The sequence below is a fragment of the Streptomyces sp. NPDC019531 genome, assembly GCF_044903305.1.
Lineage (GTDB): Bacteria > Actinomycetota > Actinomycetes > Streptomycetales > Streptomycetaceae > Streptomyces.
In genome coordinates, this window is sequence record NZ_JBJDQL010000015.1 from 149,630 (window position 1) to 170,003 (window position 20,374).

The 20,374-nt window shown below is 70.1% G+C and carries 20 protein-coding genes and 1 pseudogene; 15 read left to right on the forward strand and 6 right to left on the reverse strand.

All coding sequences use genetic code 11. The annotated features are described in order from the left end of the window. Positions 1-4 precede the first annotated feature (4 nt). Complete coding sequence (locus tag ACI2L1_RS19940) at positions 5-1,354, reverse strand: ferric reductase-like transmembrane domain-containing protein (protein ID WP_404740649.1); 1,350 nt, start codon at positions 1,352-1,354, stop codon at positions 5-7. Positions 1,355-1,504: 150 nt separating this feature from the next. Between ACI2L1_RS19940 and ACI2L1_RS19945 the strand changes: the two genes are divergently transcribed. Next, positions 1,505-2,245, forward strand: a complete 741-nt coding sequence (locus ACI2L1_RS19945; RefSeq protein WP_404740650.1) for a response regulator transcription factor — start codon at positions 1,505-1,507, stop codon at positions 2,243-2,245. Then, positions 2,242-3,687, forward strand: a complete 1,446-nt coding sequence (locus tag ACI2L1_RS19950; RefSeq protein WP_404740651.1) for a sensor histidine kinase — start codon at positions 2,242-2,244, stop codon at positions 3,685-3,687. The genes ACI2L1_RS19945 and ACI2L1_RS19950 overlap by 4 nt, the downstream gene beginning before the upstream one ends. A 33-nt stretch (positions 3,688-3,720) precedes the next feature. Here the strand turns inward: ACI2L1_RS19950 and ACI2L1_RS19955 are convergent. Then, positions 3,721-4,308: pseudogene (locus tag ACI2L1_RS19955) on the reverse strand (pyridoxamine 5'-phosphate oxidase family protein). 131 nt (positions 4,309-4,439) lie between these two features. Beyond that, the gene (locus ACI2L1_RS19960) at positions 4,440-5,336 is read right to left on the reverse strand and encodes a hypothetical protein (RefSeq protein ID WP_404740652.1); all 897 of its coding nucleotides are present in this window, start codon (positions 5,334-5,336) and stop codon (positions 4,440-4,442) included. Between the two features lie 198 nt (positions 5,337-5,534). Here ACI2L1_RS19960 and argH point away from each other — a divergent pair, with 198 nt between their 5' ends. The 4 genes from argH to ACI2L1_RS19980 all read left to right on the forward strand — a co-directional run bounded on the left by argH (position 5,535) and on the right by ACI2L1_RS19980 (position 10,229). Next, positions 5,535-6,959 carry an argininosuccinate lyase gene (argH, locus tag ACI2L1_RS19965; RefSeq protein ID WP_404740653.1) on the forward strand — a complete coding sequence of 475 codons (1,425 nt, stop codon included), beginning with the start codon at positions 5,535-5,537 and terminating at the stop codon, positions 6,957-6,959. 129 nt (positions 6,960-7,088) lie between these two features. Beyond that, positions 7,089-8,060 (forward strand): aldo/keto reductase, encoded by a 972-nt coding sequence (locus ACI2L1_RS19970; protein ID WP_404740654.1) that lies wholly within the window; start codon positions 7,089-7,091, stop codon positions 8,058-8,060. A gap of 82 nt (positions 8,061-8,142) precedes the next feature. Then, positions 8,143-8,709, forward strand: coding sequence for a TetR/AcrR family transcriptional regulator (locus tag ACI2L1_RS19975; protein ID WP_404740655.1), 567 nt, complete (start codon positions 8,143-8,145; stop codon positions 8,707-8,709). Then, positions 8,706-10,229 (forward strand): MFS transporter, encoded by a 1,524-nt coding sequence (locus ACI2L1_RS19980; RefSeq protein WP_404740656.1) that lies wholly within the window; start codon positions 8,706-8,708, stop codon positions 10,227-10,229. Before ACI2L1_RS19975 ends, ACI2L1_RS19980 begins: the two co-directional genes overlap by 4 nt. 79 nt (positions 10,230-10,308) lie before the next feature. Here ACI2L1_RS19980 and ACI2L1_RS19985 read toward each other — a convergent pair whose 3' ends face one another. Next, positions 10,309-11,043, reverse strand: coding sequence for a lysophospholipid acyltransferase family protein (locus ACI2L1_RS19985; RefSeq protein ID WP_404740657.1), 735 nt, complete (start codon positions 11,041-11,043; stop codon positions 10,309-10,311). A gap of 308 nt (positions 11,044-11,351) precedes the next feature. Between ACI2L1_RS19985 and ACI2L1_RS19990 the strand changes: the two genes are divergently transcribed. The 3 genes from ACI2L1_RS19990 (at position 11,352) to ACI2L1_RS20000 (ending at position 13,646) form a co-directional block, all read left to right on the forward strand. After that, on the forward strand, positions 11,352-12,521 hold the full coding sequence (locus tag ACI2L1_RS19990; RefSeq protein WP_404740658.1) for a glycerophosphodiester phosphodiesterase: 1,170 nt from the start codon (positions 11,352-11,354) through the stop codon (positions 12,519-12,521). Between the two features lie 75 nt (positions 12,522-12,596). After that, positions 12,597-13,103 carry a sigma-70 family RNA polymerase sigma factor gene (locus ACI2L1_RS19995; protein ID WP_404740659.1) on the forward strand — a complete coding sequence of 169 codons (507 nt, stop codon included), beginning with the start codon at positions 12,597-12,599 and terminating at the stop codon, positions 13,101-13,103. Between the two features lie 45 nt (positions 13,104-13,148). Beyond that, entirely contained in the window at positions 13,149-13,646 is a 498-nt protein-coding gene (locus ACI2L1_RS20000) for a GNAT family N-acetyltransferase (RefSeq protein WP_404740660.1), read from the forward strand. Positions 13,647-13,740: 94 nt separating this feature from the next. Here the strand turns inward: ACI2L1_RS20000 and ACI2L1_RS20005 are convergent, their stop codons facing one another. After that, positions 13,741-14,166 (reverse strand): hypothetical protein, encoded by a 426-nt coding sequence (locus ACI2L1_RS20005; protein WP_404740661.1) that lies wholly within the window; start codon positions 14,164-14,166, stop codon positions 13,741-13,743. Beyond that, positions 14,147-14,506, reverse strand: a complete 360-nt coding sequence (locus ACI2L1_RS20010) for a hypothetical protein (RefSeq protein WP_404740662.1) — start codon at positions 14,504-14,506, stop codon at positions 14,147-14,149. The genes ACI2L1_RS20005 and ACI2L1_RS20010 overlap by 20 nt, the downstream gene beginning before the upstream one ends. A 69-nt stretch (positions 14,507-14,575) precedes the next feature. Here ACI2L1_RS20010 and ACI2L1_RS20015 point away from each other — a divergent pair, with 69 nt between their 5' ends. From ACI2L1_RS20015 to cbiE, 6 genes are all read left to right on the forward strand, one after another. Continuing rightward, positions 14,576-15,226, forward strand: a complete 651-nt coding sequence (locus ACI2L1_RS20015; RefSeq protein WP_404740663.1) for an HAD family hydrolase — start codon at positions 14,576-14,578, stop codon at positions 15,224-15,226. A 320-nt stretch (positions 15,227-15,546) separates the two neighbouring features. Next, entirely contained in the window at positions 15,547-16,578 is a 1,032-nt protein-coding gene (locus ACI2L1_RS20020) for a methionine ABC transporter ATP-binding protein (protein ID WP_404740664.1), read from the forward strand. Further along, the gene (locus ACI2L1_RS20025) at positions 16,575-17,309 is read left to right on the forward strand and encodes a methionine ABC transporter permease (RefSeq protein ID WP_404740665.1); all 735 of its coding nucleotides are present in this window, start codon (positions 16,575-16,577) and stop codon (positions 17,307-17,309) included. Before ACI2L1_RS20020 ends, ACI2L1_RS20025 begins: the two co-directional genes overlap by 4 nt. Positions 17,310-17,375: 66 nt before the next feature. Beyond that, complete coding sequence (locus ACI2L1_RS20030) at positions 17,376-18,206, forward strand: MetQ/NlpA family ABC transporter substrate-binding protein (RefSeq protein WP_404740666.1); 831 nt, start codon at positions 17,376-17,378, stop codon at positions 18,204-18,206. Positions 18,207-18,361: 155 nt separating this feature from the next. Then, a complete protein-coding gene (locus tag ACI2L1_RS20035; RefSeq protein ID WP_404740667.1) occupies positions 18,362-18,997 on the forward strand; it encodes a GNAT family N-acetyltransferase in 636 nt (211 codons plus the stop codon). A gap of 94 nt (positions 18,998-19,091) precedes the next feature. Beyond that, positions 19,092-20,303 carry a precorrin-6y C5,15-methyltransferase (decarboxylating) subunit CbiE gene (cbiE, locus tag ACI2L1_RS20040; RefSeq protein WP_404740668.1) on the forward strand — a complete coding sequence of 404 codons (1,212 nt, stop codon included), beginning with the start codon at positions 19,092-19,094 and terminating at the stop codon, positions 20,301-20,303. The last annotated feature ends 71 nt before the right edge of the window (positions 20,304-20,374 follow it).

A 20,374-nucleotide genomic window follows, 5' to 3' on the forward strand; every position in this document is an offset into this window, starting at 1 on the left:
GGCCTCACAGCTCGAAGGATTCGTGGTGGATACGGCGATCCGGAACTCCCGCGGCGCGCAGCTCCTCGTACAGCTCCTGGGCGAAGCCGTGCGGTCCGCAGAGGTAGACGTCGTGCCCGGCCAGGTCGGGGACGGTCGCGCGCAGCGAGTCGGCGGTGATGCGTGGCCGCTGTCCGTCGGGCCCGTTGAGCACGTAGTGCACCCTCGCCCCGCGCCACCGGGCGACGGACTCCAACTCCCCGCCCAGCGCCAGGTCTTCCACCGTGCGGGCCCGGTACAGGAGGGTGACCTCGCCCGGCAGCGTCTCGAACAGTGCCCGCAGCGGGGTGACACCGACCCCGCCCGCGATCAGCAGCGCCTTCGACGAGGTCTGCCGGTCCCCGGTCAGCGAGCCGTACGGCCCCTCCGCCCACACGCGCGTGCCGGGCCGCAGCAACGCCACGGCCGTACTGTGGTCGCCGAGCGCCTTGACCGTGATCCGCATACGGTCGGATCGGGGCGGCGCCGACAGGGAGTACGGCGTCGAGGTCCACCGCAGTCCCTCGGCGAGGAACCGCCAGCGGAAGAACTGCCCGGACCGCACGCCGAGTTGGTCCAGGTCCCGCCCGCCGACGACGACGGACCACACGCCCCGCGCCTCCTGGTGCACCGACTCCACCCGCAGCTTGTGCCGCAGGTTCAGCCGCACCGGGGCGAGGACCCGGAACCACAGCACCAGGGCGGCCACGCCCAGGTACAGCGCGTACCAGGCGGCCGTGGCCACGGCGTTCCCGCTGAGGTCGTTGCCCAGGGCCAGTTGGTGGCCGAAGGCGAGGAACACGGCCGCGTACGTGAGGAGATGGACGTAGTACCAGAACTCGTGGCCGGTCCGGCGGCGCACCGCACGCGCCGAGGTGATCCCGACCGCGAGGAGGATCACCGTGCCTGCGGTCGCCTTGAGCATCTCCGGATAGTCCAGGACCACGGTCACCGTCTCGTGCCACAGCGAGGCACTGTCCTGGGCCGCGTATCCGGAGAGGATCAGTCCGATGTGCGCGAGCAGCAGACAGACCGTGTAGCGGCCGGCCATCGCGTGCCACCGGGCCACCCGGTCCGAGCCGACCCGCTCCTCCAGCAGCGGGACCCGCGCCATCAGACCCACCAGCACCGCGCAGGAGTACCCGCACAGCAGCCCGGCGATCCGTCCGGCCCCGGTCAGCCACCCCGCCGTACCGACCACGGAACCGGTGTCCGCCCACCACAGCGCGATCACGGCCGCGGCCCCGCCCCACAGCAGGGCGAGCAGCGGCCCTGCCGGGGAGCGCCGGGTCGCGAGCGGCACGGGCGGTGCCTGCCGCTCGTACAGGGTGGTCATGAGTACGTCCTCTCTGCCGTCAGGGACGCAACTGTGCGGGCCGAAGCTCTCAGCCCGCTCTGAACCGGCGTCCCGCAGAGTGGACTCAGAGGAAACTCAGAGCTTTCCGAGGCCCTCGCAGCCCCGGCCAGGGGTGATCCTGGAGGGGACATGAACACCGCCCGCTCCGGCCGCCCCGCCCTCACCCGCCCCGACGGCACCCCGTTGCGCGTCCTCGTCGTCGACGACGACCCGGATCTCGCCGAGGTCCTCTCCGGCGCCCTGCGCTACGAGGGCTGGCAGATCCGCACGGCCGGCGACGGTGCCTCGGCGCTGGCCGCGGCCAGGGAGCTGCTGCCCGATGCCGTGGTCCTGGACGTGATGCTCCCGGACACCGACGGCTTCGCGGTCCTGCGCGCCCTGCACACCGTGAAGGCGGACGTCTGCGTGCTCTTCCTGACCGCCCGGGACGCCGTCGAGGACCGCATCAAGGGCATCACCGCGGGCGGCGACGACTACGTCACCAAGCCGTTCAGCCTGGAGGAGGTCGTGGCCCGGCTGCGTGGACTGCTGCGCCGCGCGGGCATGGCCCGGCAGCTCGACGAGGGCCCCCGGCTGACCGTCGGCGACCTGGTCATGGACGAGGAGGCCCGCGAGGTCACCCGCGGCGGCGAGCTGATCGAGCTGTCCCCGACCGAGTTCGAGCTGCTGCGCTTCCTGATGCGCAACCCGCGCCGGGTGCTCAGCAAGACGCAGATCCTCGACCGGGTGTGGTCCTACGACTTCGGCGGCCGCGCCCATGTCGTGGAGCTGTACATCTCGTATCTGCGCAAGAAGGTGGACGCGGGTCGCGAGCCGATGATCCACACCGTGCGCGGGGCCGGGTACGTGATCAAACCGGTGACGTCATGAGGATCCCGCGGCCGCGCACACTGCGGGCCCGGCTCACCCTCGGCCTGGTGGTGCTGCTGGCGGTGAGCTGCGCCGCCGTGGGGGTGGCCGCCGTGGTGGAGCTGAACGGCTTCCTCACCAGCCGGCTCGACGAGCAGCTGGCCGAGGCCGGGAACAGGTTCGCGGTCAGCCTGGAACACAAGGGGGAGCCGGCGGCGAAGAACGATCACGACGGCGACGAGCACGGCGACACCCGCCGCCAGGCCACCGGCACCTTCGGCGCCCGGCTGGTCGACGGCACCGTCACCAACGCCGCGGTCGTCCGCTCCACCGGCACCCTGAACGTCGACCTCACCGCCGCCGACCGGAAACGGCTCGCCGCGATCCCCGCCGACGGCCGGGGCCACAGCGTCGACCTCTCCGCCCTGGACGACTACCGCGTGATCGCCTCCGAGGGCCTGGACGGCGACGTCCTGATCACCGGCCTGCCCCTGGAGCCCGTCGAAGCCGCCGTTCACCGCCTCGAACTGGTTGCCGGGATCGTCCTCGCGGCCGCCCTCACGGCCGCCGGGGTCGCGGGCGCCCTCTGGGTGCGCTGGTCCCTGCGCCCGCTCAGCCGGGTCGCCGCCACCGCCACGCGGGTCAGCGAACTCCCGCTGGCCAGCGGAGAGGTGGCCCTGCCGCCCCGCGCCCCCGAGTCCGACCCGCGCAGTGAGGTGGGCCGGGTCGCCGGCGCCTTCAACCGCATGCTCGGTCATGTCGAGGACGCCCTCACCAAACGCCACGCCAGCGAGGAACGGCTGCGCAGCTTCGCCGCCGACGCCAGTCACGAACTGCGCACCCCGGTCGCCTCGGTACGCGGCCACGCCGAACTCGCTCTGCTGCACCCCGGCCCGGTCCCGCCCGAGATCACCCGAGCCCTGGAACGCATCGCCGCCGAGTCGACCCGCATGGGCGCGATGGTCGACGACCTGCTCCTCCTGGCCCGCCTGGACGCGGGCCGTCCGCTGGAGTCCCGGCCCGTCGACCTCACCCACCTGGTCCTGGACGCGGTGACGGACGCGAGGGCGGTGAGCCCCGACCACCGCTGGTCCATGGACCTCCCCGAGAATCCCGTGACGGTGCGGGGCGACGCACACCGCCTCCACCAGGTCCTGGCCAACCTCCTGTCCAACGCATGCCTGCACACCCCTGTCGGCACCAAGGTGACGGTGACCCTGGAGGCCGAGGGCGAGGGAGCCACACTGAAGGTCCACGACGACGGCCCCGGCATCCCCGAGGACATCCAGCCAGGCGTCTTCGAACGCTTCACCCGCGCCGACCGCCGCACCAAGGCGGAGACCGGAGGAGCGGGCCTGGGCCTGTCGATCGTCGCGGCGGTGGTGGAGGCGCACGGGGGCAACATGGCGATGGAGAGCAGACCGGGATCGACGGTCTTCACCGTCCGGTTCAGCAGCGCGTGATCGCCGTACGCCCGTACCGTCCCGCCGGATGGCTCAGACCGTGGACGGCGGCAGCGGCAGCGGCAGCCCGGGCAGTCCGTCCAGGCTCGTGGCGATGTGCTCCTTCTTGGTGAAGTACGCGCTGAGCGAAGTGTCGTCCTCGCGCGCGAACCGCTTGGCGTGCAGCTCGCGGTCGCTCTCGTACGCCATGTACGGGACCGCGTAACCGCAGGAGTCGCGGATCAGTTCGGCCGTCACGACGATGATCGCCCGCAGCCCGTGCTCGGCCGGATCGATGTCCGGGAAGTGGGAGAGCAGCTCCTTGAAACGCGGGTCGTCCCGGAAGACCGGCTCACCGCGCCCGTGCACCCGGACGATGTTGGGCGGCCCCTGGAACGCGCACTACATGAGCGTGATCCGGCCGTTCTCCCGCAGATGCGCCACGGTCTCGGCGTTGGAGCCGGCGAAGTCGAGGTAGGCCAGGGTGAGTTCGTCGAGGATCGCGAAGGAACCGCGCAGCCCCTTGGGGGAGAGGTTGACCGTGCCGTCGCCCGACAGGGGGGCGGACGCGGTGAAGAAGAGGGGCTGCGCCTCGATGAACGTGCGGAGCCGGCCGTCTATGCGCTCATAGGTCTTTCCCATGTCCAACGATTATGAGTGCGGGCCTTTCGCCTGTCTAAGGAATTCGGGCGTCCACTTGAGCGGAGACTCAGGCGGACGCCCATGGCCGCCCCGGCCGGCGCTCACACGGGGCGGCCACAGCACCTGTCACGTCACTGGGTGACTGTGCAGGTGGCCAGGGAGTCCAGGCCCTGCGGCTTCTCCGCGGTGCGGCCGATGGAGATGGCGATGCGGTCGATGGTCGACTTCCGCTTGTCGGCCAGCGGGCCGAGGATCGCGTTCTGGACGAAGTTCGGTCCGCCCTGGCCGACCGTGTCGACGAGCCGCTTGTTCGCCTCGGCGATCTGCGTGTCGAGCAGCGCCAGGTTGCGGTCCACCTCGGCCTGCGCGGTGGCGGGGATCGCGGGCAGCTGCGAGGCCACGTCGGGGCAGGAGATCGCGCCCTCCGCGGCCGCGTCACCGGTGTCGCCCGTGTCTCCGGCATTGCCGGTGTCCTCGGCGCCGGCCGCCTCCGAGGCGGTCTCGCTCGGGGTGGCAGTCGCCTCCTCACCGGCTCCGGCCTCCTCGCCGGCGCCCGCTTCCTCGCCCGTGTCGGCCGCGCCGCCGGCGTTGAGGGTGCAGGGGGCCAGCGCGTCCAGGCCCTGCGGCTTGTCGGCCGTACGGCCGATCGCCGTGGCGATGCGGTTGACCGTCGCGATCCGCTTGTCCTCCAGCGGGCCGAGGATGGCGTTCTGGACGAAGTTGGCCCCGCCCTGGCCGACGGTGTCGATCAGCCGCTGGTTGGCCTCGTCGATCTGGGTCTGGAGCAGGGCCAGGTTGCGGTCGACCTCGGCCTGCGCGGTGGCCGGGATCTCCGGCAGCTGGGAGGCCACGTCCGGGCAGGTGATACTGCCGGGGTCGGCCAGCGTGCGGGCGGTGGAGGTGCTGCTCTTGGAGGTCTCCCCGGCGAGGGCGGTACCGGCGACGATGGCCCCGGTCAGTGCCACGGCGGCGGCGCCGCCGATGATCGCCACGCGGCGCTTGTTGTACTTCGGAAGAGCCCTGGACATGCGGATGCCTCACTCGGGGTCGGGAAGTGGTCTGCGTCTACAAACGCGGCGCCTGCGTTCGGCGAGGAATACGAGCAAGCGGTTTCCGGTGTTCAAAGGACCGCAAATTCTTCACCGACCCGGGCTCGGATTGACGAATCATGCAGGACTCTGCATAATCATGCATAAGGTTGAGTGCAGCGGTGAGGAGCAACGCAAGTGAGCAGCAACAGCGGTGACGTCCGGCTCTGGGGCGGCCGGTTCGCCGACGGCCCCGCCGAGGCCCTGGCGAAGCTGTCCGCGTCCGTCCACTTCGACTGGCGGCTCGCGCCGTACGACATCGCCGGTTCGCGCGCTCACGCGCGCGTGCTGCACAAGGCGGGCCTGCTGAGCGAGGACGAGCTCCAGCGCATGATCGCCGGACTCGACCAGCTGGAGGCCGACGTGGCCGACGGCTCCTTCGTGGGCACGATCGCCGACGAGGACTGCCACACCGCCCTGGAGCGGGGTCTGCTGGAGCGCGTCGGCCCCGACCTCGGCGGCAAACTGCGCGCAGGCCGCTCCCGCAACGACCAGATCGCGACCCTCTTCCGCATGTATCTGCGGGACCACGCCCGGATCATCGGCGGCCTGATCGCCGAACTCCAGGACGCCCTGGTCGGCCTGGCGGAGGCCCACCCGGACGTCGCGATGCCCGGCCGCACCCACCTCCAGCACGCCCAGCCGGTCCTGTTCGCGCACCACGTCCTGGCGCACGTCCAGTCCCTGTCCCGGGACGCGGAGCGACTGCGCCAGTGGGACGAGCGCACGGCGGTGTCGCCGTACGGCTCGGGTGCCCTGGCGGGCTCCTCCCTGGGCCTCGACCCGGAGGCGGTGGCGAAGGACCTCGGCTTCGAGCACGGCAGCGTGGGCAACTCGATCGACGGCACGGCGTCCCGTGACTTCGTGGCGGAGTTCGCCTTCATCACTGCGATGATCGGCGTGAACCTCTCCCGGATCGCCGAGGAGATCATCATCTGGAACACGAAGGAGTTCTCCTTCGTGACCCTGCACGACGCGTTCTCCACCGGCTCGTCGATCATGCCGCAGAAGAAGAACCCGGACATCGCGGAGCTGGCCCGCGGCAAGAGCGGCCGCATGATCGGCAACCTGACGGGCCTGATGGCCACGCTCAAGGCCCTTCCCCTCGCCTACAACCGCGATCTCCAGGAGGACAAGGAGCCGGTCTTCGACTCCTGCGACCAGCTTGAGGTCCTGCTCCCCGCCTTCACCGGCATGATGGCGACCCTCACGGTCAACCGCGAGCGGATGGAGGAACTGGCCCCGGCCGGCTTCTCGCTCGCCACCGACATCGCCGAGTGGCTGGTCAAGCAGGGCGTCCCCTTCCGTGTCGCCCACGAGGTGGCCGGCGAGTGCGTCAAGGCGGCAGAGGCCGAGGGCAAGGAACTGAACGACCTGACGGACGACCAGTTCGCCAAGATCAGCGCCCACCTGACCCCGGAGGTCCGCACCGTCCTGAACGTCCCGGGCGCCCTGGCCTCCAGGAACGGCAGGGGCGGCACGGCCCCGAGCGCGGTGGCGATCCAGCTGGCGGAAGTGAAGACGGACCTGGCGGCTCAACACGAGTGGGCAGAACGCCGTTAAGAGGCGCGGGGCTGCATCGATCTGCGGCTCCGCCGCGCGGGCGCGACAAGCCACGACGCCGCGGCACCCGCCAGCGCACCGCACAACTCATCCCCTGAGGCGAAGGGCATCCCGAGTTACGTTGTCGGTATGCCCTTCGCCCGCCTTGCCACAGCCACCACCCCCACCTGCCACATCGGACTGGGCCTCGCCGCAATCGCCCGCCCCGGCTACATCAACCTGGGCCGAGACGAGGACCTCGGAGAGAACCGCAGCGTAGAAGCGCTCCGCACCCGCACCCACGAACTCCTCGACGCCGCCTACTTCCAGGGCGTCCGCTACTTCGACGTGGCCCGCTCCTACGGCCGCTCCGAGGAGTTCCTCGCAGACTGGCTCCACAAGAACCCCGGTATCGACGACGTGGTCATCGGCAGTAAATGGGGTTACACCTACACCGCCGACTGGACCATCGACGCCGAGAAGCACGAGGTCAAGGACCACAGCGTCCAGACGTACGACCGTCAGCGCGCCGAGACCGCCGAGCTGCTCGGCGACCGCCTGGACCTCTACCAGATCCACTCGGTGACCCCGGACAGCCCGGCCCTCACCGACAAGGAACTCCACGCGAGGCTCGCGGAGTCGGCCGCCCAGGGCACCACCATCGGCTTCTCCACCAGCGGCCCGGCCCAGGCCGACGCCATCCGCGCCGCGCTGGAAGTGACCGTCGACGGCGAGCCCCTCTTCCGTACCGTCCAGTCGACGTACAACGCCCTGGAGACCTCGGCCGCCCCCGCCCTCGCCGAGGCCCACGACGCGGGCCTCACAGTGATCGTCAAGGAGGGGATGGCCAACGGCAGGCTCGCCGAGGCGTACGCCCCGGACGCCCTGAAGGCCGTAGCCGAAGAAACGTCTCTTGGCTGTGACTCGGTGGCCCTCGCGCTCGTCCTCAGGCAGCCCTGGGCCGGAGTGGTCCTGTCCGGAGCCGCCACGACCAATCAGCTTGCCTCCAACCTCCACGCCGCCGTGGTCGACCTGGACGACGAACAGCTGGCCCGGCTCGCGGAGCTGGTGGAGGACCCGCAGGTCTACTGGGAGCGGCGGGGGCAGCTGCCCTGGCACTGACGAAAGCCCGGCCGACGAGGGTAGGTGAGACGCCTGTACCTCGTGTGAGACGTGAATGTCTCACACGAGGTACTCTTGTCTCATGGCTGTCGATCGTGATCACGTGCTGCGCAGTGCCGCGGCCCTCCTGACCCGCAAATCCACCTCGACCATGGACGAGGTCGCCAAGGCCGCGGGGATCAGCAGGGCCACGCTGCACCGCCACTTCTCGGGACGGGACGCGCTCGTCCGGGCGCTGGAGTTGCTCGGTATCGCGGAGTGCGAGGCCGCGCTCGACGCCGCCCGCCTGGACGAGGCGCCGGCGAGCGAAGCGGTACGGCGTCTGGTGCGCGAGATCGAGCCCGCGGCCGGCCTCCTCGCCTTCCTCTACACGGAGAACCAGCTGTTCGAGGGTGAGGAGCAGAACGACGGCTGGGCCCGGATCGACGCCCGCATCTCCGCACTGTTCCGGCGCGGCCAGCAGAACGGCGAGTTCCGCATCGACCTGACGCCCGCCTGGCTCACCGAGGCCCTGTTCGGCCTGCTTGCCTCCGCCGCCTGGATGGTGCAGAGCGGCAAGGGCGCCCCCAAGGACTTCCACCACATGACCGTCGAGCTGTTGCTCGGCGGCGCACTGCGTCATTCCGAACAACCGAGAGAGGAATCATGACCAGCACCCTGCAGCCGGCGACCACGACCGAGGCGGTGAAGCGCCAGGGCCGTTGGCTCGCGCTGTCCGTCCTGGTGCTCGCCGTGCTGCTGGTGGCCGTCGACGCAACCGTCCTCGGCCTCGCGACCCCGTACATCAGCGAGGACCTGAGGCCGACCGGCACCCAGCTCCTGTGGATCGGTGACGTCTACTCGTTCGTCATCGCGGGCCTGCTGGTGTCGATGGGCAGCCTCGGCGACCGCATCGGCCGCAAGCGGATCCTGCTGATCGGCGCGACGGCGTTCGGCGCGATGTCGATCCTCAACGCCTATGCCACGACACCGGAGTTGATGATCCTGGCGCGGGCGCTGCTCGGCGTCGCCGGTGCGACCCTCATGCCCGCCACCCTGGCCCTGATCCGCAACCTCTTCCACGACCCGCGCGAACGCAGCCTCGCCGTCGGCATCTGGGGCGCGACCGCCTCCGCCGGCACGGCCATCGGCCCCATCGTCGGCGGTTTCCTCCTCGAACACTTCTGGTGGGGCTCGGTCTTCCTGATCAACCTGCCGGTGATGGCGGTCCTGGTCCTCGTCGGCATCAGGCTGCTGCCGGAGTCACGCAACCCGAACCCGGGCCCGTGGGACATGGTCAGCGTCGCGCTGTCCCTGGTCGGCGTGATCGCCGTCGTCTACGCCGTCAAGGAGGCCGCGACCCACGGCCTCACGTGGGAGACGTTCACCGCGGGCCTCCTGGGCGGAGCGGCCCTGTACGGCTTCGTCCGCCGCCAACTCGCCCTCCCGGCCCCCCTCCTGGACATGCGCCTCTTCCGCAACCGCGGCTTCAGCGGCGCCGTCCTGGCCGACCTGCTGACCATCCTCGGCCTCTCGGGCCTGGTCTTCTTCCTCTCCCAGTACCTGCAACTGGTCCAGGGCAGGGGCCCGCTGGAGGCGGGCCTGGCCGAAGTCCCGGCGGCGGTGGGCGCGGTGGCGGCGGGGTTGGTCGCGGGTACGGTGGCGCGCCGCTACTCGGTGCGCGCGGTGGTCTCCGGCGGCCTGGCTGCCATCGGTCTGGCCCTGGCCTCACTGACCCTGCTCGACCAGTCCACGGGCTACCCGATGCTGGGGACTGCCCTCTTGGGCGTGGGCATAGGTGCAGGCTTCTCGTTCACGGTGACGGCCGACGTGATCCTGTCGAGCGTCCCGAAGGAACAGGCAGGCGCGGCATCGGCGGTCTCCGAAACGGCGTACGAGCTGGGCGCGGCCCTGGGCATCGCGGTACTGGGCTCGATCGTGACAGGCGTGTACCGCGGCTTCGCGGCCCCGGCGGGAACCCCGGAAGGCGCACACGAGTCGTTGGGCGGTGCGGTGGCGGCGGCGTCCGGGATGCCGTCGAACACAGCTCAGGACCTGCTGTCGTCAGCGCGAGAGGCCTTCGTCGACGGCCTCACCATCGCCGCGGGAGCAGGAGCAGCGGTCCTGCTCGCAACGGCAGCGGCAGCCTGGTTCATGCTGAAGAACCAACGGTTGGACAAGGGCATTTAGGGGCGCGGGGCTGTATTGATATGCGGCTCCGCCGCGCGGGCGCGAGAAGCCCCGCGCACCCGCACCCGACAACGAACCCTCAGGCAGCCTTCGCCTTGGTCGCGTACATGTCCACGTACTCCTGCCCGGACAACCGCATGACCTCGGCCATCACCGAGTCCGTCACCGCCCGCAGCACATACCGATCCCGGCCCATCCCGTCGTACCGAGAGAACTCCATCGCCTCACCGAACCGAACCGTGACCCGCCCCGGCCGGGGCATCCCCGCCCCGCCCGGCTGCAACTTGTCCGTGCCGATCACCGCGAAGGGGACGACAGGCGCCCCCGTCATCAGCGTCAGCCGGGCGATACCCGTACGCCCCCGGTACAGCCGTCCGTCGGGCGACCGCGTCCCCTCGGGGTAGATCCCGAAGACCTTCCCCTCCTCAAGGACCCGCCGCCCGGTCATCAGCGCGGCCACGCCACCCCGACCGCCGTCACGGTCCACCGGGATCATGCCGACTCCGGTGAAGAACCAGGCCATCAGCTTGCCCTTGAGGGTCTGCCCGGTGACGTACTCGTCCTTGCCGATGAAGAACACCTGCCGGTCGCACACCAGCGGAAGGATCAACGAGTCGATGAAGGTCAGGTGGTTGCCGGCCAGGATGACCGGACCGTCGCCCGGAATGTGCTCCACGCCCTCCACCTGTGGGCGGAACATCAGGCGCATGATCGGTCCGAGCACTGCCTTGACGAGCGTGAAGCGGGACAACGGGCCCTCCGGTGTCAAGTGAACGGCGAGGGAAACTGTATGAGTCTGTGCAGGTGAGGACATTACTCGCGGCGCGAGGGATCGTGCACATCGAGCGCCGCGGGTTCACCGAGGTCTTACGCACTGTTGACACTTGTTTACCTGCGGTGCGGCACCGTCGCGGGCCGGAAACCCGGGCGGAACGATGTGACGGAGGTCGCCCCGAACCACGCGTACCCCGGCCTACCGCCATGAAGCCGACGTGTCGTCAGACATCTGTTCCCATACGACATCCCGAGTCACCCGCTTGTTCCGCCCGAGGTCTCCCGTCCGTCATGGACACGCACCTACGATCGGCCCGCATCGAAGCGGCGACGGCAGGAGGGGTCCACATGGGTTCGCAGGACGAGCAGGCGGGCAGCACCGGACGGCGGGCACTTCTCGGGGCCGCGATGTTCGGCGCCGGGGGAGCGGTCCTGGGCCTTTCCGGTACGGCGAGAGCAGCCGAGGCCGGATCCGCCGGACATGGCGGCGGCGGGCTGAAGAGCCTGCCCGTGCCGACGATCATCGGCCACCGGGGCGCCAGCGGCTACCGCCCCGAGCACACCTTCGGCTCCTACCAGCTCGCCCTCGACCTGGGTGCCGACATCGTCGAGGCCGGTGACCTCGTCCCCACCAAGGACGGTCATCTGGTCTGCCGCCACGAGCCGGAGATCGGCGGGACGACCGACGTCGCCGACCACAAGGAGTTCGCCGACCGCAAGAAGACCAAGGTCCTGGACGGCGTCTCCACCACCGGCTGGTTCACCGAGGACTTCACGCTCGCCGAGCTGAAGACGCTCCGCGCGATCGAGCGCATCCCGGCGAACCGCCCGCACAACACGCTCTACAACGGCCGCTGGGAGATCCCCACCTTCGAGGAGGTCCTGAAGTGGCAGGACGAGCAGACCCGCAAGCGCGGCAAGCAGGTGTGGATCTACCCCGAGACCAAGCACCCCACCTACTTCCGGAAGCTCGGCCTGGGTCTTGAGGGGCGGGTCGCCAAGCTCCTGCACAAGCACGGCAAGGACAGGCGGAACTCCCCGGTCATCCTGCAGTCCTTCGAGCCGACCAGCATCCAGCGCCTGAACAAGCTGGTCGACAACCCCCTCGTCGTACTGCTGTCCGCCGCGACCACCCGCCCCTGGGACTTCGTCGAGTCGGGCGACCCGCGTACCGTCGCCGACCTGATCACGCCCAAGGGCCTGAGGGAGATCGCCGGCTACGCCCAGGGCATCGGCCCGACCCTCGACCTGGTCATCACGAAGAAGGCGGACGGCAGCCTCGACCAGGAGACCACCCTGGTCGCCGACGCGCACAAGGTCGGGCTGATCCTGCACCCCTACACCATGCGCAACGAGAACCCCTTCCTGCCGACGGAATACCGCAAGGGCACGGACGCGGACGCCTACGGAGACGCCTTCGGCGCCTTCAAGAGGTACTTCGCCACCGGTATCGACGGCGTCTTCACCGACAACGCGGACACCGGCGTCCTCGCCCGCCAGGACTTCGTCAACGGCTGAGCCGCCGGCCCCCGATCGGGGTGACTTACGGCCGCCCGGGCAACCCAGAACCCGGGCGGCCGTGTCGTACCGCATATGACGCCCGACCTGGTCACCACCCTGCGCCCGCTGCTCACCGCCGAGGCCTCCGCGGAGGCACACGCCACCGATACGGAACCGGCCGACCTGGAGCAGGCGGTCTGGCTCCGCCTCCTGGAACACCTGGAGACGCAGGGCCCACCCGTCGATCCGCCTGGCTGGCTCCGCCGCGCCGTCCGCTCCGAGTCCCGCCGCACCCGTCGTACGACCCGCCGCGAACGGCCGTACGACACCGAACCCGTGGCCGACGACGACCGCACCCCCGAGCAGCTCGCCCTCGCCGCGGCCCGCCGCAGGGCCCTGCACGACGCGGTGCGCCGACTGCCCGGCCGCTGCCCCTCCCTCATGGCCGCCCTGCTCTCCCCGAGGGACCTCACCTACCGGGAGATCGCGGGGGAGTTGGGTATCTCACAGGGCAGTCTCGGTCCGGAACGTTCCAGATGCCTGGGATGTCTGCGACGACTGCTTGCACCGGAGGTTGCGACACGCCGAACGCGGGGATAGGAGTGGGGGACGACAGGCGATCAGGTGAGCGGGAGGCGTGCGCACATGGGCATGAGCGTGACCATCTCTGCGGCGGCCGAGCAGGACGCGGAGCAGATCTTCAGGCTGCAGTACCTGTGCTTCCAGAGTGAGGCGGCGCTGTACGGCAACTACCGCATCGATCCGCTGGTCCAGAGCCTGGACTCGGTCCGTGCGGAGGTGGTCTCGGACTGCGTCTTCGTGGCCCGCCTGGGCGAAGAGGTGGTCGGCTCGGTCCGCGGCCGCGTCACCGAGGACGGCTCGGCCGCCATCGGCAAACTCTGCGTTCACCCCCGCCTCCAGGGCCATGGAATCGGCGCCAGGCTTCTGCGGGCAGCCGAATCGGCCCTGGCCGAAGAGCGGGGGGCAACGAGCTTCCGCCTCTTCACCGGCCACCGCAGCGAGGGCAACCTCCGCCTCTACCGCAAGGTCGGCTACCAGACGGTGGGCACGTCGGAGGGTGCGGACGGAGTCCCGATGATCGTCCTGGAGAAGCCCGCGGGCACATACGCAGCTACGGCTTGAGTTTTTGTCTCCAGGGGCGCGGGGCTGTGTCGATGTGCGGCTCCGCCGCGCGGGCGCGATCAGCCACATACGGCCGGATGCCGCCCACACGACCTCAGGCGGCATCCCCCTTAGGCGCACCTTTCCGCAACCAATAAATGGCGGAAAGCGGCAAGAGCACAGGGATGAAGAGATACCCGATCCCGAAGTCCGACCAGACCGTGGCATCCGGAAACGCAGAGGGCTCCACCAGTGTCCACGTGCCGACGGTCAGCACACCCAACAGCTCAACGACGCAGCACACCAGCGCCGCCTTACGCGCAGTCTCGCCACCCCGCACCAACGAGTACGTGATGAACCCGTAGACCACACCGGCCACCGCGGACAGCGAGTACGCCAGTGGCGCCCGGTCGAACTCGGTGGAGATCTGCACCGCCGACCGCGACACCGCCCCGACCACCATCACGCCGTACAGCCAGACGAGCAGCGTCCCCGGCCCACTGGTCAACCGTCGGCTCACGTCAGCTTCCCCAGATGTCATAGAGCCGCACCTCCAGAACGGCCAGCACCACACCGCCGGCGGCAACCGTCGCCGACCCCCACCGCGTCCGCTCCGCGAGCGACATGAACCCCGCCGCCGGCACACACGCGAACGCCCCCAGCAGATAGGCGACGAAGATCGTCGTACCCTCCTCCGGCTTCTCGCCCCGCCCGAGCTGGACGACCCCGATCACCAACTGGACCAGGGCCAGCACCGACACCACGGCCATCCCGATGAAGTGCCAGTCCTTGGTCGGCTGGTCACGGTACGCGGCCCAGCCGCACCAGGCGGCCAGCAGCAGCGCGGCGACGCCGGTCACCAGCGTCAGGGCATCAAACATGCGGCGAGCCTATTACGGTTCAAAAGGCCTGATGCGGCCGCCCCCGCCGCGCACCGTAGGGTCGAGGACATGAAGATCCATGCCGAAGCCCTCCTGTTCGACAACGACGGAACCCTGGTCTCCTCCCTCGAATCCGTCCATCGCTGCTGGACGCGCTGGGCCGAGGAGTTCGACATCACCGCCGAGGCCTTCGCGAGGGTCGAACTTCACGGCCGCCCGGCCGTCGAGATAGCCGCCGACCTGCTCCCCGCCGACCTCGTACCGGCGGCCCTCGCGCGGATCGAGCAGCTGGAGGTGGAGGACGTACCCAACGGCGGGGTCCAACTGCTGCCCGGCACCAAGGCCTTTCTCGACTCCCTCCCCGCCGACCGCTGGGCCGTCGCCACCTCCGCCACCCGTCGTCTCGCCGAGGCCCGCCTCGAAGCGGTCGGCATCCTGCCCAAGACGCTGGTCACCGCCGACGACGTCACCCGCGGCAAGCCCGACCCGGAGCCCTATCTGCTCGCCGCCCGCGAACTAGGCGTCGACCCGGCACGCTGTGTCGTCTTCGAAGACGCTCCCGCGGGCCTCCGCGCGGGCCGTGCCGCCGGCATGACCACCGTGGCATTGACCACAACGCACCAGGCCCACGAGCTCGACGCCGACCTCGTGGTCGAGGACCTGTCGGCCCTGTCGGCACTGGTCACCGCCGGGACCGTGGAGATCTCCGTCCGGAGCTGACACCTGTCCACCGCTGTCCGTCATACGGACAGCGGGTTCTTGGTCGTTCCCATGGGTCTGCTTTACTGATCGCATGACCACGACGAGCTGCCGCACCCCTGCGACCGAGGCGACCATGACGCCCGGTGCTCGTTGTATGTGTCGAATGTGCGCCTGCTAGAGGGCCCCCGCACCACCCCCTGAGCCTCGCGCCCCGAAGCGAGCCGCCCCGGCATGTCCGTACGCCGTGACCGCCGTACGTGACCCATGTGCCCGCGCACGACTTCTCTCCCGTACCAGGGCACACCCACGCCCGCGTACTCGACAGTGACGGAAACCCAGTGATCACGACCTCAGGCCTCACGAAGGTCTACCGCTCACGCGGTCGCGAGATCACCGCCCTCGACGGCGTCGATCTCCATGTCCGCGAAGGCGAGGTGTACGGCGTCATCGGCCAGTCCGGCGCCGGCAAGTCCTCGCTCATCCGCTGCGTCAACCTGCTGGAGCGCCCCACCGCCGGCACGGTGACCATCGCCGGCCAGGACCTCACCGCCCTCGCGGGGCGCGGCCCCCGGGCCGGCAAGGAGCTGCGGCACGCGCGCAGCCGTATCGGCATGGTCTTCCAGCACTTCAACCTGCTCTCCTCCCGGACCGTCCAGGACAACGTCGAGCTGCCGCTCGAAATCCTCGGCACCTCCGGCAGGGAGCGCTCCCGGAAGGCACGCGAACTCCTCGACCTCGTCGGGCTCGCCGACAAGGCCAAGGCGTACCCCGCCCAACTCTCCGGCGGCCAGAAGCAGCGTGTCGGCATCGCCCGCGCCCTGGCCGGCGACCCCAAGGTGCTCCTGTCCGACGAGGCCACCAGCGCCCTCGACCCGGAGACCACCCGCTCGATCCTCCAGCTGCTGCGCGACCTGAACCGGCAGCTGGGACTCACCGTCCTGCTCATCACCCACGAGATGGACGTCGTGAAGTCGATCTGCGACTCGGCCGCCCTCATGGAGAACGGGCGCATCGTCGAGTCCGGCACGGTCAGCGAGCTGCTCGCGACCCCCGGCTCCGAGCTGGCCTCCGCGCTCTTCCCCGTCGGCGGCGAGGTCACCGGCGAGGACCGGACCGTCCTCGACGTCACCTTCCAGGGCGAGGCCGCCACCCAGCCCGTCATCTCCCAGCTCTCGCGCACCTACAACATCGACATATCGATCCTCGGTGCCGCCATCGACACCGTCGGCGGCCTCCAGGTCGGCCGGATGCGCATCGAACTCCCCGGCCGCTACGAGGACAACGTGGTGCCGGTCGGCTTCCTGCGCGAACAGGGCCTCCAGATCGACGTCGTCGGTGAGCCGCAGCTGGTGAAGGAAGGTGTCCAGTGACCTGGACTGATTTTTCGACGAGGCAGCCCCTGCTGGAGCAGGCGTGTTGGGACACCCTCTACATGGTCGGCTGGTCCACGCTCATCGCCGTCGTGGGCGGCCTTCCGCTCGGCGTCCTCCTCGTCCTCACCGACCGGGGCGGTCTGCTCCAGAACATCGTCGCGAACAAGGTCATCGGGCAGGTCGTGAACGTCGCCCGATCGATGCCGTTCATCATCCTGATGGTCGCGCTGATGGGCTTCACCCGCTCGATCACCGGCACGACCATCGGCCGCGAGGCAGCCATCGTGCCGCTCGCCATCGGCGCGATCCCGTTCTTCGCGCGTCTCGTCGAGACGGCTGTCCGCGAAGTGGACGGCGGGCTCGTCGAGGCCGTGCAGTCGATGGGCGGCAACACCTGGACGATCGTCCGCAAGGTGCTCGTGCCGGAGTCCCTGCCGTCCCTCATCGCCAGCACCACGACCACGATCGTCGCCCTCATCGGCTACTCCGCGATGGCAGGCACGGTCGGCGCCGGCGGCCTCGGCGACATCGCCATCCGCTACGGCTACCAACGCTTCGAGACCCAGCTCATGTGGATCACCGTCGCGATCCTCGCCGTTGTCATCTCGCTCATCCAGTTCGCCGGCGACTACGCGGCCCGCTCGCTGCACCGTCGCGGCGGACGCTCGGGGCCGGCGCCGAAACTGCGGCTGCTGAAGGCCGCCACGGCGGACACCAAGACCGTCTGAGACACCCCGGATCCTCCCGTGCACCCCTTCACGGGATCGCCGCACCCAAAAGGAAAGGCACTTTTCGTGCGTAACACCGCAAAGCTCACCACCGCCGTCCTCGCCGCCGGAGCCCTCACCCTCGGGCTCTCCGCCTGCGGTTCGTCCGGCTCGGACTCCGCCTCGGACACCAGCGGACCGCTGGTCGTCGCCGCGAGCCCCACCCCGCACGCCGAGATCCTGAACTACGTCAAGGAGAACCTCGCGAAGAAGGCCGGGCTCGACCTGGAGGTCAAGGAGTTCCAGGACTACATCGTGCCGAACACGGCGACCGAGGACGGCTCGGTGGACGCCAACTACTTCCAGAACCAGCCGTACCTCGACGACTTCAACAAGAAGCGCGGCACGCACATCGTGCCCGTCGTCACGGTGCATCTGGAGCCGCTCGGCCTCTACTCCCACAAGGTGAAGAGCGCCGACGCCCTGAAGAGCGGCGCGACCGTCGCCGTCCCGAACGACGCCGTCAACGAGGCCCGCGCCCTGAAGCTGCTCGCCGCCAACGGGCTGATCACGCTCAAGGACGGCGCCGGCAGCGAGGCGACCCCGCAGGACATCACCAAGAACCCGAGGAACCTCAAGTTCAAGGAGGTCGAGGCGGCCCAGACCGTGCGCTCCCTCGACGACGTGGACGCGGCGGTCGTCAACGGCAACTACGCCATCTCCGCCGACCTCAAGCCGGCCGAGGACGCCCTCGTCCTGGAGTCCGCGAAGAACAGCCCCTACGGCAACTTCCTGGCGGTCAAGGAGGGCAACGAGGACGACCCGCGTGTGAAGAAGCTCGCCAAGCTGCTCACCTCCGCCGAGGTCAAGAAGTTCATCGAGGACAAGTACGCCGGCTCCGTCATCGCGTCCTTCTGAGCGGCACGGGGTTACCGGCGCGTATACGACGTATCGCCACGCACGGGGTCCACACGGTCACGAGGTGTGGACCCCGCGGTGCGGTTCGCTGCTTTCATGCTGCATGCTGGACAGTTCGCAGGCCCTCAGGTTTTCCGACGGTTACGGAGTGGCGCATGACTGGCTTCCCCAACATCTCCATCAGCACGGAGCGGTTGGTGCTGCGCCCCCTCGACGAGGACGACGTACCCGCGCTGGCCGCGATGATGAACGACGAGCAGGTCGGGGCCTGGACCGACGTTCCCCAGCCGTACGGCGAGGACCGGGCGCGCGGCTGGATCACCGAGTACGCGCCGGCCGAGCGGGCGGCGGGGCGCGGACTCGACCTCGCCGTCACGGAGTTCCTCACCCAGCGCCTGGTCGGCATCGTCCAGCTCACCAAGGCCGACTGGCGTGTGCGCGCCACCGAGCTGTCGTACATCGTCGCCCCGTGGGCCCGTGGCGAGGGCTATGCCTCCGAAGCCGCCCTCGCCACCGCCCAGTGGCTGTTCACCGACCAGAAGTTCGAGCGGATCGAGCTGCGCACCGCGGCTGACAACACCGCCTCCCAGCAGGTCGCGCAGAAGATCGGCTGTATCAGCGAGGGCGTCCTGCGGAACGCCTGCATAGCGCATGTCCGCGCCGAGGACGGCACCTGGAGCGACGTCCGCACCGACTTCATCGTGTGGAGCCTGCTGCCCGAGGACATCGACGGCGCCGACGAGCAACTGGCGGACACGGGCGACTTCACGACGTACTCCGAATGGAACTGACCGGCTTCGGACCGAGGTCGGCGAAAGCGCTTCTTCGTCGTACCGGGTACCCTCCCGACGACCACCTGCGCACACCCCTGGAGACTGAGACACGATGGCCGACCGGGTCACGGTGATCGGCTGGGACGGCTCGCCGCTGACCGCCGCGGCACGCTCCGCCCTCGGCGCCGCCACGCTGGTGGCGGGCGCCGCCCACCACCTGGCGCTCCCCGAGGTGCCGCCCACCGCCGAACGCATCCGCCTCGGCAGTGTCGCCCTCGCCGCCCGCCGCATCACCGGCCACCGCGGCACCGCGGTCGTGCTCGCCGACGGCGATCCCGGGTTCTTCGGAGTCGTACGGGCCCTGCGCGCACCCGAGTTCGGCCTGGAGGTCGAGGTCGTCCCCGGCGTCTCCTCGGTCGCCGCCGCCTTCGCCCGTGCCGGTATGCCCTGGGACGACGCCCAGGTGGTCGTCGCACACCGCCGCACCCTCCGACGCGCGGTGAATGTGTGCCGAGCCCACACCAAGGTCGCCGTCCTGACCTCGCCCGGCGCAGGGCCCGCCGAACTCGGCCTGCTGATGGAGGGCGTCCACCGCACCTTCGTCATCTGCGAGGAACTCGGCACCGACCGCGAACAGGTCACCGTCGTCACCTCCGACAAGGCCGCTGACCACACCTGGCGCGACCCCAACCTCGTCATCGTCATCGGCGGCACCGCCGCCGTGACGGAGGACGGCGGATGGATCGCGGGGCGCGACCCGGCCGCCGCGCCGCGCGGCTGGACACTGCCCGCCGAGTCCTACGGCGGTCTCATGGGCGAAGGCGAGCTGGAACCGCTGCGCGCGGCCCAACTCGTCCGGCTGGGACCGCGCGTCGGCGACCTGGTGTGGGACATCGGCTGCGGCAGCGGTGCCTTCGCCACCGAGGCCGCCCGGGCCGGGGCCGCCGTCATCGCCGTCGACCGCGACATGCGGGCCTGCGAGCGCACCGAGTCCAACGCGCGCGCCTTCGGAGTCCAGGTCCAGATCGTCTACGGCACCGCCCCGCACGTCCTGGAGAACCTCCCCGAACCGGACGTCGTCCGCGTCGGCGGCGGGGGAGTGGCCGTGGTCTCCGCGGTCGCCGACCGGCGCCCACAGCGGATCGTCGCCCACGCGGCCACCCGCGACGAGGCCGAACTCGTCGGCCGGGACCTCACCGAACACGGCTACCGCGTCGAGTGCGCCCTCCTCCAGTCCGTCGAACTCGACACCAGGGCCTGGGCGGAGACAGAACGGAGTGTCGCGTTCCTGCTCAGCGGGGTTCTTTCGGACCGCACGGCCTGACACCGCCGGTCGTTGCTTCGCCGTCCCCGTGATCCTGTTGTCGTACTGCGCGCGGTAGGCTGGCCGACCGT

Coding starts and splice junctions, on each gene's coding strand:
- ACI2L1_RS20035 (WP_404740667.1), top strand. CDS start 18,362: ATGACTGGCTTCCCCAACATCTCCATCAGCACGGAGCGGTTGGTGCTG.
- ACI2L1_RS19995 (WP_404740659.1), top strand. CDS start 12,597: ATGACGCCCGACCTGGTCACCACCCTGCGCCCGCTGCTCACCGCCGAG.
- ACI2L1_RS19970 (WP_404740654.1), top strand. CDS start 7,089: ATGCCCTTCGCCCGCCTTGCCACAGCCACCACCCCCACCTGCCACATC.
- cbiE (WP_404740668.1), top strand. CDS start 19,092: ATGGCCGACCGGGTCACGGTGATCGGCTGGGACGGCTCGCCGCTGACC.
- ACI2L1_RS20015 (WP_404740663.1), top strand. CDS start 14,576: ATGAAGATCCATGCCGAAGCCCTCCTGTTCGACAACGACGGAACCCTG.
- ACI2L1_RS19990 (WP_404740658.1), top strand. CDS start 11,352: ATGGGTTCGCAGGACGAGCAGGCGGGCAGCACCGGACGGCGGGCACTT.
- ACI2L1_RS19940 (WP_404740649.1), bottom strand. CDS start 1,354: ATGACCACCCTGTACGAGCGGCAGGCACCGCCCGTGCCGCTCGCGACC.
- ACI2L1_RS19975 (WP_404740655.1), top strand. CDS start 8,143: ATGGCTGTCGATCGTGATCACGTGCTGCGCAGTGCCGCGGCCCTCCTG.
- ACI2L1_RS19980 (WP_404740656.1), top strand. CDS start 8,706: ATGACCAGCACCCTGCAGCCGGCGACCACGACCGAGGCGGTGAAGCGC.
- ACI2L1_RS20000 (WP_404740660.1), top strand. CDS start 13,149: ATGGGCATGAGCGTGACCATCTCTGCGGCGGCCGAGCAGGACGCGGAG.
- ACI2L1_RS19945 (WP_404740650.1), top strand. CDS start 1,505: ATGAACACCGCCCGCTCCGGCCGCCCCGCCCTCACCCGCCCCGACGGC.
- ACI2L1_RS20005 (WP_404740661.1), bottom strand. CDS start 14,166: ATGACATCTGGGGAAGCTGACGTGAGCCGACGGTTGACCAGTGGGCCG.
- ACI2L1_RS20010 (WP_404740662.1), bottom strand. CDS start 14,506: ATGTTTGATGCCCTGACGCTGGTGACCGGCGTCGCCGCGCTGCTGCTG.
- ACI2L1_RS19950 (WP_404740651.1), top strand. CDS start 2,242: ATGAGGATCCCGCGGCCGCGCACACTGCGGGCCCGGCTCACCCTCGGC.
- ACI2L1_RS19960 (WP_404740652.1), bottom strand. CDS start 5,336: ATGTCCAGGGCTCTTCCGAAGTACAACAAGCGCCGCGTGGCGATCATC.
- ACI2L1_RS19985 (WP_404740657.1), bottom strand. CDS start 11,043: ATGTCCTCACCTGCACAGACTCATACAGTTTCCCTCGCCGTTCACTTG.